Origin of the sequence: Gryllotalpicola daejeonensis (genome assembly GCF_039538145.1) — a bacterium.
Classification (GTDB): Bacteria; Actinomycetota; Actinomycetes; order Actinomycetales; family Microbacteriaceae; genus Gryllotalpicola; species Gryllotalpicola daejeonensis.
The window spans coordinates 613,563-626,422 of the sequence record NZ_BAABBV010000002.1 but is presented as its reverse complement, the minus strand read 5'-3'; the positions used below and the strand labels follow the sequence as shown (position 1 = coordinate 626,422).

The window sequence follows — 12,860 nt, the reverse complement described above, 5'->3', positions numbered from 1 at the left end:
ACCGAAAGCGCTTACGTTTCGCGTGTCCCGCCGGGAAGAACGAGCCCCGCTTCCCGGTAGGGTTTCACTTAACCGATTCACCTCATCGTGGGTCGATGCGACGCCAGACATCAATGGAGAGGTTTCCGTTCGTAATGAGCACCACCGACGACTTCCGCGTGAGCGGTCTGACCTTCCCCGAGGGCTTCACCTTCGGCTCGGCCACCGCTGCCTACCAGATCGAGGGCGCCGTCGCAGAGGACGGGCGGAAGCCGAGCATCTGGGACACCTTCAGCCACACCCCCGGGAAGGTCGCGAACGGCGACACCGGTGACGTCGCCGTCGACTTCTACCACCGCGTCGACGAGGACCTGGATCTCATCAAGAGCCTGGGCTTGCGGGCATACCGCCTCTCGATCGCGTGGCCCCGCATCATCCCCGACGGCACAGGCGACGTGAACGAGGCGGGCCTCGCCTTCTACGAGCGTGTCATCGACGGGTTGATCGCGCGCGACATCGAGCCGGTCGTCACCCTGTACCACTGGGACCTGCCGCAGACCCTCGAGGACCGCGGTGGCTGGACCAACCGCGAGACGAGCTACGCATTCGCCGAGTACGCCCGCGTCGTCGGCGAGCGCCTCGGCGACCGCATCTCGGTGTGGACGACGCTGAACGAGCCGTGGTGCGCGGCCTACCTCGGCTACGCGAACGGGCATCACGCCCCCGGCATCCAGAACGAGCTCGCCAGCCTGCAGGCGGTGCACCACCTCAACCTCGCGCACGGACTCGCGCTCATCGAGCTGCGCAAGGTGGTGACGAAGCCGGACGCCAAGTACTCGGTGACCAACAACCTGGCCTCCGTCTACGCGGCAGACCCGAGCAATCCCGAGGACGTCGACGCCAAGCGCCAGATCGAGGCGCTGCGCAACCGCGCCTTCACCGACCCGCAGCTGCGGGGCGTCTACCCGGCCGACCTGCTCGAGGACACGAAGCACATCACCGACTGGTCGTTCGTGCAGGACGGCGACCTCGAGCTGATCCACCAGCCGGTCGACGTCGTGGGCATCAACTACTACAACATCGACGTTGTGAAGCGCAGTGCTGAGGAGCACCCGAGCCAGGGCACGCCCTTCCCGGGCGCGACGCGCGTGGAGTGGGTCGACGTGCCGGGCCCGGTCACGGCGATGGGCTGGAACATCCAGCCCAAGGGTCTCTACGACCTGCTGGTCTCGACGCACGAGCTCTACCCCGAGTACGACCTCGTGATCACCGAGAACGGCGCCGCCTTCGACGACGGCGTGGTGGAAGAGGGCGGCGAGCGCCGGGTGCACGACCCGGAGCGCACCGACTTCCTGCTGCGTCACTTCGCCGCCGCCCACCGCGCGATCGAGGCCGGCGTTCCGCTGACCGGCTACTTCGTGTGGTCGCTGATGGACAACTTCGAGTGGGCGTTCGGCTACGAGAAGCGCTTCGGCATCGTCCACGTCGATTATGAGACCCAGGTGCGCACGAAGAAGGACAGCGCACTCTGGTACGCGAAGCTCGCCGCGACGGGGACGATTCCCGAGGCGTAGGGGTCGAGCCTGCCGTGCAGGGCACAGTCAACCGCAACGGCAATGCCTGCTCGGCATCCTCGCGAGGGCGCTGAAGCGCAGGAAGAGGGAGCTACGTCCCGCGCTCGGGCCTGGCGTCCTTCGGCAGCTCCTTGCGCTCCTCGCGGCTCAGCTGGGTCGCATCAGGCAGACCTTTCGGAGGCCTGCCGCTGTACCAGAGCCCGGTCTGCTCGTACCACTGCACCTTGCGGTAGTGATCGTCGAGCGCAGTGCGGGCGGCGCCTCGGATCACGGCATAGAGCGTCCACGCGATGAACCCGAACAGCAGCACGTAGAGGATGAGGGCGATGAGCGGCGCCAGCGCGAAGCCGACCATGGGATTGTTCATGCTGCTCCGATCGAGTGCGATTCGCTTCAACCTAGTCGCGCGTCTCGGTCGCGTCGAGAGCGCGGCGCACGCTGCGTGCGCGGCACCGCGCCCCAGTTCGTGGGATGCTCGGAGGCGACCATCGGCGAGCTCGAGAAAGGGGTGCGCGTGAGCCCGACCAGGCGCGGCAACAACCTCGACAGCGTGCGCATGCACAACCTGTCGACCGTGCTGACGATCGCGCACCACGTCGGCCCGGTGTCTCGGTCGGACGTCACGCGCGAGACCGGCCTCAACCGCTCGACCATCGGCGCGCTCGTCGGCGAGCTGGTCGAGCTGGGTCTCGTCACGGAATCCGGCCCCAACGCGAACCTGCGCGTCGGCCGCCCGAGCCCGGTCATCTCGCCGAACCCGCGCATCGCCGCGCTCGCCGTGAACCCCGAGATCGACGCCGTCACCGTGGGTCTTGTCGGGCTCGACGGCCGCGTGCAGCAGCGCCGCCGCGTCGCGCTCGATCACGTTCCGAGCCCCGACGAAGCCGTCGCCGCGGCGGCCGACGCGATCGCCGGGCTGGTCGAGACGGCATCCGTCGACCACGTTGTCGGCATCGGCGTCGCCATGCCGGGCCTCGTGCGCCAAGCCGACGGCCTCGTGCGCCGGGCGCCGCATCTCGGCTGGGTCGACGTTCCGTTCGCACAGCTGCTGGCGGATGCCACGGGCATGCCCGTCCGCGCATCGAACGACGCCCAGCTGGGCGCCTATGCAGAGCACGTCTTCGGCGCCGGCGTCGGCGTGAGCGAGCTCATCTACGTCAACGGCGGCTCGAGCGGCATCGGCGGCGGGGTGATCCTCGGCGGCGCGGCGTTCACGGGTGCGGCCGGTCACGCAGGTGAGCTGGGGCACGTGCGCGTCGGGTCGTCGGACGCGGTCGATTCCGGCGGGCTCGCCGGCACCTTCGAAGCCGAGGTCAGCCGCGCGCGCCTGCTCGACCTGCTCGGCCTCGAGGGCGCGAGGGTCGATGCTGACAGCCTGACCGCCGCCGTGCTGGCCTCCGAGGACCCGGCCGTGCGCGAGGAGGTGCGGCGCCAGCTCGGGCTGCTCGGAATCGCGCTCGGTACCGCCCTCACGCTCTTCAACCCGCGACTCGTGGTGCTCGGCGGATTCCTCGCGACCCTCTATCAGGCCGACGGCGCCGTGCTCGACCGGGCAGTGGCGCAGTCGACGCTGCCCGAGACGCTCGAGGGCGTGCAGATCACGCGCACGCGGCTCGGCAGCGACATCCTGCTCATCGGCGCCGCCGAGCTCGCGTTCGAGCCACTGCTGACCGACCCGGCGTCGATCGGCTCGCCTACTTCTTGATCTCTGAGGTCAGCGTCTGCTGCAGCGTCTTGAGCGCCTCTTGAGGGGTCGCCTTCAGCGACAGGACCTGCTGCGCGAACGTCGACATCGCCGGAGTGCTGTCGACGAGGGTGACGTTCGAGAAGAGGGCGGCGCCGCCGGGCGCGGCCCACGTCTTCGCGATGGGCTGCCAGTCCGAGATCATCTTCGCGGCGTTGGCGTCTGACTGGAACTCCGGCGTGTTGGCGATCGATTTGAGAACGGGCAGGCCGATGCCGGTGTTCTTCGTCCACAGCGGCGACATGTTCTTGAAGTAGTACGTGAGGAACGCCTCTGAACCCTTCTGGCTCGGGGTGTTCTTGTACATCATGATGTTGTTCGGGAACGAGAGCGTGCCCTTCGTTCCGTTCGCCGAGGTCAGCGGATCTGCGACGAACATGTCCTTCCGGGCCGCGGCCGAGACCTGCTGTGCGAGGCCAGGCGCTTCGAACCCCATCGCGAACTTGTCGGCGCTCCACTGCGCGTAGGCGTTCGAGGTCGTGTAGCCGGCGGTGCGCGGGTCGACGTAGCCCTTCCGCACCAGCTCGACGACCCAGTCGAGCGCGTCGGTGTTCTCTTTCGTCACGCAGTTCGGCTGCTGGTCCTCATCGAAGAGGCCGCCGCCGTTGTTGATCATGATGCTGACGAGCGCCTGGAACGCATTGCCGTTCGTGCCCGAGGCTGCGCCGAAGCCGTAGATGCCGAGCTTCTTCAGCGCCGCGCAGGCATCGAGGTACGACTGCCAGTCCGTCGGCGGCTCGACGCCGGCTTTCTCAAGGAGCGACTTCCGATACCAGAGCACGCGCATGTCGAGGTTGTACGGCACGGCGACGTAGCCCTTCGGGGTCTTCATCGTGTCGAGAAGCCCGGGCAGGAAGTCGTCGTAGAGCCCATTGGACTTCCACGAGTCGAGCAGGTGATCCGCATAGGCGATCTTGTTCTGCTCGGCGAACTGGAAGGCCTGGGTTCCGCTTCCACTGCTGACGGCCGGCCCGGTGTTCGAGGCGATCGCCGACGCGAAGGTCTGCGTGAAGTTCGCCCAGGCGATCGACTGGTACGTCGCACGCGGCAGCGAGCCGCTCGGCTTGTAGGCCAGGGTGATCTTCTTGTCGGTCGGGGCGAACTGGGTGCCACCCCATGGCATGTTCCAGAACGCGATCGGCTTGCCGCCCGAACCCGAGTCCGAGCCCGCCCGTGTGCACCCCGCCAGTGCGATGGTCGCCGCCGTGCCGGCTGCCGCCGTGAGCAGCCCCCGCCGTGAGATGTCTGTCTTCTGAGGCTGCTTCATTGCTGTTTCCCCTTCGGCGGTTGCCACCGCTCTGCGCTGAACGACGGGCCTCCGCAAGAAGTTGCGCAAAGAATCGCGAATGCGGAGCCCTGTAGTCATTATTTGCACGGCGAAGCACGACGCGCAACGATCGGCGCAGCCAAAAGTTGCGCAAATATATTGAGACGGATGCCTAGAAATATTGAGACGGATGCCTAGGCGGAACGCGCCGGCCCGGTCGACGCCCGCACCACCAGCTCCGCCGCCATCTCGAGGCGCGGGCGCGCGCGGTCGGTGGGATTCTCTGCTCGGGCGAGGTCGAGCAGCATCCGCACAGCGCTCTCGCCCATCTCGCGGCTCGGCTGGCGCACGGTCGTGAGCGGTGGGCTGATCCAGTGCGCCTCGGGCAAGTCGTCGAAGCCGACCACACTGACGTCCTCGGGGACGCGCAAGCCGCGTTCCGCGAGCGCGCTGTACACGCCGAGGGCCATCGAGTCAGAGCAGGCGAAGATCGCGGTGATCGTCGGGTCCTTGTCGAGCAGTTCGTGGGTGTCGGCGGCCGCGCGATCCTCTTTCCACCGGCCGGGCGCCACGGCGACGGCGGTGTCAGGGGCGCCGACCGCCGCGACCGCCGAACGGAAGCCATCGACGCGTGCCCGGCTGTAGATGTGCTTCGGGGAGCCGGCGATGACGCCCATGCGGCGGTGCCCGAGCGACAGCAGATGCTCGGCAGCGAGCCGCCCCGCGTCCCAGTTGGCGAGGCCGATGCCCGCGGTGCCCCCGGGCGCGGCCTGCATCGGCTCGATGAGCACCATGGGAATGCCGGCGGCGCACAGCGTGCTGAACTGCGCTGTGCCGGGGTCGAGCAGCACCCCGACGATGCCCACACTGCGGCGGCGGAGGATGCGGGATGCCCAATCGGTGTCCGGCTTGGCGAGGGTGAGCACGACGTCGAGCCCCGCGCTCGCCGCCTCGTGGCCGATGCCCGCGAGCACGAGGTTCGCCCACGAGCCCTCGAGGTGCGTCACGACCAGCTCGAGCAGGTTCGACAGCCCGCTGTCGCCCGACGCGGCGTCGGCCGTGAGTGCGCTCTTCATGCCCTTGCGCACGTAGCCGACCGCCTGCACGGCTGCCATGACCTTGGCGCGCGTCTCTGCGGAGACGTCGGTGCCGCCGCGCAGCACCTTCGACACCGTGGGAATGCTGGTGCCGGCTGCCTCTGCGACCGCCGAGAGGGTCGGTCGGGCGCTGATCGGCCGTGGAGACATGCCGCCCACCATATTGCGCGCGCAGTGTCGGTGAACCCGGCGGCGCCGTGAAAGGCTAGGAGAACCCGGAATTTCCTTCGAAAGGACCCCTTAATTGGCGCGCGCCCACATCGAGCTCGACAAGCAGGCCGTCATCGCCCCGGTCAACCGCCGCACCTTCGGATCCTTCGTGGAGCACCTCGGGCGCTGCGTCTACGACGGCATCTATGAGCCGGGGCACGAGACGGCGAACGAGGACGGCTTCCGGCTCGACGTGGTCGAGCTGGTGAAGGAGCTCGGCAGCACCACCATCCGGTACCCCGGCGGCAACTTCGTATCGGGGTTCCGGTGGGAGGACTCCGTCGGCCCCCGCGACAAGCGCCCCGTGCGGCGTGACCTCGCATGGCGCTCGATCGAGACGAACCAGGTCGGCCTCGACGAGTTCGCCCGCTGGCTGAAGCTCACCGACTCCGAGCTGATGCTGGCCGTGAACCTCGGCACCCGCGGCATCCTCGAAGCCCTCGACCTCCTCGAATACGCGAACCATCCTTCCGGCACCGCGCTCTCCGATCTGCGGATCGCGAACGGGTCGCCTGAGCCGCACAACGTGCGCATGTGGTGCCTCGGCAACGAGATGGACGGGAACTGGCAGACGGGGTTCATGTCTGCGGACGACTACGGCAAGCTCGCCGCACGCACTGCCCAGGCGATGAAGACGGCTCAGCCCGACCTCGAGCTCGTCGTCTGCGGGTCGTCGGGCTCGGGCATGCCGCACTTCGGCGACTGGGAGCGCACGGTTCTCGAGCACAGCTACGAGTTCGTCGACTACGTCTCGTGCCACGCGTACTACCAGGAGTACAACGGCGACCTCGGATCATTCCTCGCGTCGTCTCTCGACATGGACTACTTCATCGACACCGTGGTGGCCACCGCCGACCACGTCGGTTACAAGAAGCGGTCGAGCAAGAAGATCATGCTCTCGTTCGACGAGTGGAACGTGTGGTACCTGCACAAGTCGGATGAGGACGGCGACAACCCGGACCCGGCCGCCGCGGCCTCCGCCGAGTGGCGTCACGCTCCGCGACTTCTCGAGGACGTGTACTCGGTGGCGGATGCCGTCGTCGTCGGGAACCTGCTGATGACGTTGCTGAAGCACAGCGACCGGGTGACCTCGGCGTCGCTCGCGCAGCTCGTCAACGTGATCGCGCCGATCATGACCGAGCCGGGCGGCCCGGCGTGGCGTCAGACGACCTTCTACCCGTTCTCGATCACGAGCCGGCTGGCGTCGGGGAACGTGCTCAGGCCGGTGATCGAATCGCCCACCTATGACACGGCGCGTCACGGTCAGGCATCCGTCATCGACGCGGTCGCCACTGTCGACGACGACCACGCCGCCGTGTTCCTCGTCAACCGCGACCTCACCGAGCCCGCGACGGTCACGATCGACGTGCGCAGCCTCGGGCTGGCGCGCGTGACCGAGGCGGTCACGCTCGCCGATGCCGACCCGTACGCCAAGAACACCCTGAGCGAGCAGAACCGGGTGGCTCCTGCGCCCAACGACAGCGCCGCGCTCGCCGACGGGGTGCTGACGGTGACGCTGCCGCCGGTGTCGTGGACCGCGATCGCGCTCGGCTGAGCTGCCGGGGAAGCGCATGCCACAGGGCAGTGAGGTCGGCCGCCGCCGCGAGGAGATGTGCGCGCTACGAGACGGGACGCGTCTGCGGACCGTTCTGCTCTCGCCGCCGGGGGACGGGCCGTGGCCGGCGCTGCTGCTGCGGCATCCGTACAACGTCGAGAACGACGAGCGCGAGGGCCTGATCGACGTCGCCCGCCTCGTCGCGGCGGGCTACCTGGTCGCGCTGCAGGACGTGCGCGGTCGCTTCGGCTCGGAGGGCGTCTTCGACCCCTGCGTGCAGGAGCTGGACGACGGCGCGGACGCCGTCGCGTGGCTCGCCGGCCTTCCGGAATGCGACGGCACGGTGGGCATGTGGGGGTCGTCGTATGCCTCCGACACGCAGTTCTCCGCACTCCTTGGCGGCGCGACCGCCCTGCGCGCGATCGCGGCCACGGTCACGCCGTCCATGTCGGCGCTCGATGGGTTCCGGTTCCGCGGGGGAGTGCCCGAGCTCGGAAGCTCGCTGGCCTGGACGCACTACGCGATCGCCCCGAACTGGATCTCGCGGATCGGGGAGCCGTCGGCGCGCGACGACGAGGAGCGTCGCTGGCGCGCGACCGAGGACGCGATCTCAACCGGCGCGGCGTTCCGCCCCGGGTGGCCTGGCGCCGCGGAAGTCGAGGGGGCCGTCGCATGGGGACTGGGGATGCTTCGCGCCGAGCTGGACTCGGACCTGCACCGCATCGGCAAAGTGGTCGACCGGATCGACGAGATCGACGTGCCGGTGCTGCTCGTCGGCGGCTGGTTCGACGTGTTCCTCGGCGCGACGCTCGAGCTCTATCGCCGGCTGCATCGCCGTGCGCAGCGGGGTGAGGGGCCGGCGCCCCACCTGATCGTCGGCCCGTGGTCGCACAGCAACATGTCTGGAGTGATCGGCGGTGTCGACTTCGGCGCCGCTGCTGCCGCGAGCGAGCTGTGGGGCGACGGCAGCCTGACCGAGCTGCACGTCCGCTGGTTCGACGCCGCTCTGCGTGACGCGGAGCCGGAAGGGCCGGCGGTTCACGTGTTCGTGATGGGGGCGAATCGCTGGGTCGCTCTCGACGAGTTCCCGCCCGCCGGTGGCGAGTCGGTCGAGCTCTTCTTCGAGCCCGGCGGCGGTCTGACGGCCGCCCCGCCGTCCGCGGGCGAGCGGCGGCTGCGCAGCGACCCCTTCGACCCGGTGCCGACCGTCGGCGGCGCGGTCCTGCTGTTCGGCTCATACGACGCGGGCCCCTTTGATCAGCGCGCGATCGAGGGCCGTGCCGATGTCCTCTCCTGGCGCACGGAGCCGCTCGACAGCGAGCTCACCGTGCTCGGCGGCGTGCAGGCGGTCGTCCATCTCGCCACGACGGGGACCGACGCCGACGTCGTGGTCCGGCTGTGCGACGAGTACCCCGACGGACGCAGTGTCGTCATCGCCGACGGCATCCAGCGCGGGTCCGCACGCGAGGTCGACGACGTGACCGGCGCGGGGCCGCGGCGCGCGCTCGCTCCCGGTCGCGACGAAGAGTTCGTCATCGACCTGTGGTCGACCGCGCACACCTTCCTGCCCGGTCACCGGGTGCGGGTCGATCTCGCTCCGAGCTCGTCGCCGCGCTGGCAGGTCGGCACGAACGTGTTCGATCCTGAAGGGTCCGGCGCCGGTGCCGTCCCCGCCGAGTACCGCATCGGTCACGGCCGGCCCCGGCCGAGCCGCATCATTCTGCAGACGGTGTCACAAAAAAGGCCCATTTTGGTGCCACTGTCGACTTACTGACGACCGGGAGCGTCGCGTAGCATTGACCTGCGCCCTCGAATCGATTCGATGAGATTCGATGACCCGCGGCCGGCGCTCCGCCCCGCACCACTCGCACAGGACCTCGCTTGACCTCCACCGCACCTCTCGACCTGACCCTGTCCGCCTCCGACGAGCCGGCACCGCACCGCCACCCGGGCGACGCGCTGAGCGCGCGACAGCGGCTCAGCTACGTGCTGATCCTCGGCGCGCTCACGGCGCTCGGCCCGTTCACGATGGACACCTACCTGCCGTCGCTGCCGACGCTCCAGGTCGACCTCAACACGACGACGTCGCTGACGCAGCTGACCCTGACCGCCACGACGGTCGGCTTCGGCATCGGCCAGCTGCTCGTGGGTCCGTGGAGCGACCGCGTCGGCCGGCGCCTGCCGCTGATCCTCGCGACGAGCCTGCACATCGTGGCCTGCCTCGGCGCCGCGCTCGCCCCGAACGTCGAGGTGCTCAGCGTCTTCCGCTTCCTGCAGGGCTTCGGAGCCGCCGCTGGCGGTGTCGTCGCCCAGGCGATGGTGCGCGACCTGTTCGGCGGCCGCCCGCTCGTGCGCATGCTCTCGAACCTCGCGCTCGTGAACGGCCTCGCGCCGGTCATCGCCCCTGTCGTCGGGTCGCAGCTGCTGCTGATCATGCCGTGGCGCGGCATCTTCTGGGTACTCGCGGCCTACGGCGCCTTCGTCGTCAGCTGCGTCGCACTCTGGATCGTCGAGACCCGCCCCAAGTCGGCCCGGGGCCACTCGGTGCACTCGACGACCCGCGCGCGCTACAAGGCGGTGCTCACCGACCGCATCTACATCGGCATCGTGCTCGTCGGCTCGATGAACTTCGCGGGCCTGTTCGCCTATCTCTCGGCGAGCACCTTCCTGTTCCAGGACCTCTACAGCTTCTCCGCGCAGCAGTACGGCCTGCTGTTCGCCGTGAACTCGGTCGGCATCATCATCGGCGTGCAGACCGCGGGGCGCCTGTCGCACCGCATCGGCCCGCAGTGGATCCTCGCCTGGTCGACGGCCGTCATGCTCGCGGCATCCGTTGTCATCGTCATCAACAGCGCGGCGGGTCTCGGCGAGTGGGGCGTGATGGTCCCGCTCTGGTTCTTCATCTGCGCGTGCGGCTTCGGATTCCCCACGGTCGGCGTGCTCACGATGAATTCGCACCCGCACGAGGCGGGGACCGCGGCGTCGCTTCTCGGCGCGTTCCAGTTCGTGCTCGCGGGCGTCGTCGCGCCGATCGTCGGCCTCTTCCACCTCACCAGCGGCCTGCCGATGGGCGCGATCATGGTGGTCACCTCGACGCTGTCGGTGCTCGGCCTCTGGCTCGTGGTGCGGCCTCGCACGGTGCCGGACATCGGTCACTAGCCCCAGAGCGCGCTCAGCGCGTGCCAGGCCGTGTGCCAGTCGCGGATGCGCTCAGCCGGCATCCCGGTGACGGATGCCACCACCTCGACGCGCCGCGCGAGCCGAGCCGGCTCGTGGTTCGCCGCGAACGAGCCGTGTGGGTTGCACAGCAGATTCGCGTAGTCGAAGCCGCTCTCGCCGATGAGCGCCTTGGGGTCGATCGCCTTCCAGACCGGCCCAGCGTCGTCGCCGAAGTCGAGCACGTTGCCGTGATGGATGTCGCCGTGCAGCACCACCTCGTCCCACGGGTCGTCGAGCAGCCGCAGCGCCGTTTCGCGGGCAGCGGTGAGACGGTGATCGGATCCCTGGAGCAGATCTCGGAACCAGCGGCGAAGCGGCACCAGCTGCACCTTGTCGTCCGGCGCGGTGTGGAGTCGCAGCGCCGTCTCGGCGAGCACCCGCGTCGCGGCGTCATCGTCGCGCCCCGCGAGCTCGGTCAGCGACCGCGGTCCGCCCGCGCGCTCGAGCAGCACCGCCGGTCCGAGGTGCTGCAGCACTCGAGCGGACGCCGTGACGCCGGGGCCGGCCGGCGACGCGTCCGACCACCACGCCATGAGGGCGTTGCCGCGCTGCTCTTCGAGCACGCGCGCGAGCTTCAGCACGGCCGGTGTCCCGTCGGCGGTGCGGACGAAGGTGACCTCGCTCGAGCGGGTGACGACCGGCGGGGCATCCGGCGTCAGCTGCCAGGCGTCGAGATAGGCGGCGGTCGCGTCCACGTGCCCCAGTCTGCCCGGTAGGCTGGAGCACAGGAGGACCCATGACTGTCATCAAGCTCGTGCTCGCCGCAATCTTCTTCGTCGGCGGCTTCGTGCTCTTCGCTGTCGCCCCCGAGCTGCAGGGCTGGCAGGCCGCGGTGTTCTTCGGCGGCATCGTCTCGATCGCGCTCGCGTTCGCGCTACCGATGAACGTCTTCTCCCGATCGTAGGGCGCGATTCCTTCACGGCGATGAGGCGGGTGCGACTGCCGTGAGACGAGTGCATGCAGTCGTCAGCGGTGACGTGCAGGGCGTGGGGTTCCGCTATGCCGCGGCCGAGCACGCACGCGAGCTCGGCGTCGCCGGCTGGGTGCGCAACCTGCCCGACGGGCGCGTCGAGGCTGAGGTCGAAGGCGAGTCCGGCGCGGTCGAGCGCATGATCGCGTGGCTCGAGCGCGGGCCGCGCGCGGCGCGCGTCGCCGCCGTCGAGGTCGCCGAGACGCCCGTGCTCCACGAGGACGCGTTTCTCATCGAGCACTGACGCAGTCGGGTCGATCCCCGACGACGCGAGCCCGCAACACCCCGGAACGGTGGGACTGCTATGTTCACCAGCAGTTCACCTTCCATACACCTGAACGGGGGCCACCGTGACTCGCACTTCGAATCGCCTTCCCATCCTCATCGGCGCCGCATTGGCAGCCGGCGGGCTGGTGCTCGGCGGCACCTTCGCCGCCAGCGCCCACCCCGGCCCGCCGTCTGCAGCGAAGCAGACGGCGGTCGATCGCCAGGCGGCGGGCGCGCTCGCCATGAACGCCGCCGTGCCGACCGACGGCAACGCAGAGCCGAACATCGGCATCGTCGAGGATCAGATCAAGGCGTACTACGGTGCGGCGACGACCACCTACGACATCCCCGGCGTCGGCGACGACGTCACGGCGACGATCCCGTCGAGCACCTCGAATTACGCCAAGCAGATGGCGAAGATCGTCTCGGGCGCCGAGAAGTACTTGAGCTCTCCGCAGGCGCGCGCCCCCAAGGGGACCAAGCCGGCCGTCGTCTTCGACGTCGACGACACGCTGCTGAACACCTACGACTACGAGGTCGCGAACGCGTTCGGCTACAACCCGACGGTCAACGGCTATTGGGTGAACGCGGGCGCGTTCCCGGCCGTGCCCGGCATGGTCGGCCTGTACAAGTTCGCCAAGGCGCACGGCTATACGGTGTTCTTCATCACCGGCCGCCCCGAGGCGCAGCGCGCCGCGACCGAGGCGAACCTGGCGAGCACCGGCTACGGCACGATCGACGACTCGAAGCTCTTCCTGAAGCAGCCCACGACGCCGCCGTACCTGAGCTGCGCCGCCGCGAGCTGCACGACGATCGAGTACAAGTCGGGCACGCGCGCGCACATCGAGTCGCAGGGCTACACGATCGTCGCCGACTTCGGCGACCAGTACTCCGACTTGACCGGCGCCGCGCACGGCGAGCAGTACAAGCTGCCGAACCCGATGTACTACCTGCCGTAGGCGGGCGCGCGGGCGCAGA

The 12,860-nt window shown here is 69.2% G+C and carries 12 protein-coding genes; 8 read left to right on the top strand and 4 right to left on the bottom strand.

The genetic code is table 11. From position 1 onward, the window contains the following. Window positions 1-134: 134 nt before the first annotated feature. Window positions 135-1,553 (top strand): GH1 family beta-glucosidase, encoded by a 1,419-nt coding sequence (locus ABD736_RS15800; protein ID WP_344792839.1) that lies wholly within the window; start codon window positions 135-137, stop codon window positions 1,551-1,553. A gap of 91 nt (window positions 1,554-1,644) precedes the next feature. On the opposite strand, the gene ABD736_RS15795 is transcribed toward ABD736_RS15800, so the two are convergent. Continuing rightward, window positions 1,645-1,920 carry a hypothetical protein gene (locus ABD736_RS15795; protein WP_344792838.1) on the bottom strand — a complete coding sequence of 92 codons (276 nt, stop codon included), beginning with the start codon at window positions 1,918-1,920 and terminating at the stop codon, window positions 1,645-1,647. A gap of 147 nt (window positions 1,921-2,067) precedes the next feature. Here ABD736_RS15795 and ABD736_RS15790 point away from each other — a divergent pair, with 147 nt between their 5' ends. Then, entirely contained in the window at window positions 2,068-3,258 is a 1,191-nt protein-coding gene (locus ABD736_RS15790) for an ROK family protein (protein WP_344792837.1), read from the top strand. Here ABD736_RS15790 and ABD736_RS15785 read toward each other — a convergent pair. Together ABD736_RS15785 and ABD736_RS15780 are read right to left on the bottom strand one after the other, a co-directional pair. Continuing rightward, entirely contained in the window at window positions 3,248-4,564 is a 1,317-nt protein-coding gene (locus tag ABD736_RS15785; protein WP_344792836.1) for an ABC transporter substrate-binding protein, read from the bottom strand. The two genes, ABD736_RS15790 and ABD736_RS15785, sit on opposite strands and share 11 nt — an antisense overlap. A 194-nt stretch (window positions 4,565-4,758) precedes the next feature. After that, window positions 4,759-5,811, bottom strand: coding sequence for a LacI family DNA-binding transcriptional regulator (locus ABD736_RS15780; protein ID WP_344792834.1), 1,053 nt, complete (start codon window positions 5,809-5,811; stop codon window positions 4,759-4,761). A gap of 94 nt (window positions 5,812-5,905) precedes the next feature. Here ABD736_RS15780 and arfA point away from each other — a divergent pair, with 94 nt between their 5' ends. The 3 genes from arfA (at window position 5,906) to ABD736_RS15765 (ending at window position 10,585) form a co-directional block, all read left to right on the top strand. Beyond that, complete coding sequence (arfA, locus tag ABD736_RS15775; RefSeq protein WP_344792833.1) at window positions 5,906-7,426, top strand: arabinosylfuranosidase ArfA; 1,521 nt, start codon at window positions 5,906-5,908, stop codon at window positions 7,424-7,426. A gap of 16 nt (window positions 7,427-7,442) precedes the next feature. Beyond that, window positions 7,443-9,200 carry a CocE/NonD family hydrolase gene (locus ABD736_RS15770; RefSeq protein ID WP_344792832.1) on the top strand — a complete coding sequence of 586 codons (1,758 nt, stop codon included), beginning with the start codon at window positions 7,443-7,445 and terminating at the stop codon, window positions 9,198-9,200. A gap of 131 nt (window positions 9,201-9,331) precedes the next feature. After that, window positions 9,332-10,585 (top strand): multidrug effflux MFS transporter, encoded by a 1,254-nt coding sequence (locus ABD736_RS15765; RefSeq protein WP_425555043.1) that lies wholly within the window; start codon window positions 9,332-9,334, stop codon window positions 10,583-10,585. On the opposite strand, the gene ABD736_RS15760 is transcribed toward ABD736_RS15765, so the two are convergent. After that, a complete protein-coding gene (locus ABD736_RS15760; protein ID WP_344792831.1) occupies window positions 10,582-11,340 on the bottom strand; it encodes an aminoglycoside phosphotransferase family protein in 759 nt (252 codons plus the stop codon). The genes ABD736_RS15765 and ABD736_RS15760 overlap by 4 nt on opposite strands. Window positions 11,341-11,381: 41 nt before the next feature. On the opposite strand from ABD736_RS15760, the gene ABD736_RS15755 reads away from it, so the two are divergent. The 3 genes from ABD736_RS15755 to ABD736_RS15745 all read left to right on the top strand — a co-directional run bounded on the left by ABD736_RS15755 (window position 11,382) and on the right by ABD736_RS15745 (window position 12,841). After that, window positions 11,382-11,549, top strand: coding sequence for a hypothetical protein (locus ABD736_RS15755; protein WP_344792830.1), 168 nt, complete (start codon window positions 11,382-11,384; stop codon window positions 11,547-11,549). A gap of 49 nt (window positions 11,550-11,598) precedes the next feature. Beyond that, window positions 11,599-11,859, top strand: a complete 261-nt coding sequence (locus ABD736_RS15750; RefSeq protein WP_344792829.1) for an acylphosphatase — start codon at window positions 11,599-11,601, stop codon at window positions 11,857-11,859. A 106-nt stretch (window positions 11,860-11,965) separates the two neighbouring features. Then, the gene (locus ABD736_RS15745) at window positions 11,966-12,841 is read left to right on the top strand and encodes an HAD family acid phosphatase (RefSeq protein WP_344792828.1); all 876 of its coding nucleotides are present in this window, start codon (window positions 11,966-11,968) and stop codon (window positions 12,839-12,841) included. Window positions 12,842-12,860 lie beyond the last annotated feature (19 nt).